Consider the following 1,192-nt stretch of genomic DNA (forward strand, 5'->3'; position numbering starts at 1 on the left):
GGTTTATCATCAGGTTTTTTATCCGGCTTTCCATCGGGATTACCGTCAGGTTTTCCATCAGGATTACCGTCAGGTTTAGATTTAGGTGCTTCTGGGCTACCCGGATCAAGATCAGGACGCTGCGTTGTTTCAACTTTTGCAGTTAAGTTGCCATTTGAATCTTGACCGAAAGTAATGGTAATTTGAACCGGTTTGCCGTTTTCGGGAGTAATAGGGCCAATGGTTACAACTGTACCGGCAGGGACTAATACTTTTTCTTTATAACCTGGTCTGTCTGAGCCTTCGATAAATGGGGTAGGATTACGGTCAATTGATGGGGTAGCGATTTGAAGGAATTTTTCTTCATCAAGAAATTCTCTATGCAGCCCTTTTTGTGGAGCATAAAAAAATCTTGTACCAGTACTGATCTGACAAGAAACACCTTCAGACCAAAAACAAAATTGAAAATGCGCGTTTGGATATCTTTTTTCTTTTATTTTTGGGAAAACATTTTTGAAATCTTTTTCAGCCTGCATAATAAGAAGTTGCTGAGCTTCCTGAGCACTTTTACCGCCTAAAGACAAAGCACGAACAACAGATGAGTCAACTCCTATACAGGATTGGATAACAGGGTCATCTTGACATAATGCATCCGCGTAAGCTTTTAAAAATTCTTTAGAACTTTCATCATACTTATAACCTTCAGATTCAAGATCAGATTTAACAGCTTGATAAGCTTCGTAAGCAAAATAAGCAGCTGTACCCCAACCGCTTAAACGAGAACCTAAAGCTGCGCCACTTTTTACAAGTTTAAATGCGCCTGAAAGAACGGCTTTTCGGGATACTTGGGCTTCAACAGTTGCACTTACAGTTTGTTTTGACAAATAGCCTTCATATCTAGCCTTCATTGCCTCGGTTTGGAATTTTCTATACGAATTATCAGATACAGAACGCGCCCACGGTTTTTTATCCCAATGTTCAGTATGTTGTTTTGTATAAGTAATATTCTTTGAATTATTAACTTGAATTTCGCCAGCAATAGCAAAGCTAGAAGTAAATAAAACTAATAACGGAATGATAAATTTATTCATTTTTAACTTTTATTTTCTCTATTTTCTTATTCTCTATGGATTCATTTAAATCAGACATAAACTTAACCATATCAGGATCTTTAGGGCTTGGTTTTTTTGGAGTTGTATTCATTAAATAAAAG

Annotated in this window: 1 protein-coding gene; it reads right to left on the reverse strand. The window is 37.0% G+C overall.

What is annotated here, in order from left to right:
• Positions 1–1,070, reverse strand: a 1,070-nt coding sequence (locus tag ACTHS3_RS13755) for an IgG-binding virulence factor TspB family protein (protein WP_440368222.1), incomplete at its 3' end; no start/stop codon positions are given.
• Between the last annotated feature and the right edge of the window lie 122 nt (positions 1,071–1,192).

The organism is Neisseria sp. P0009.S007, from assembly GCF_051962515.1.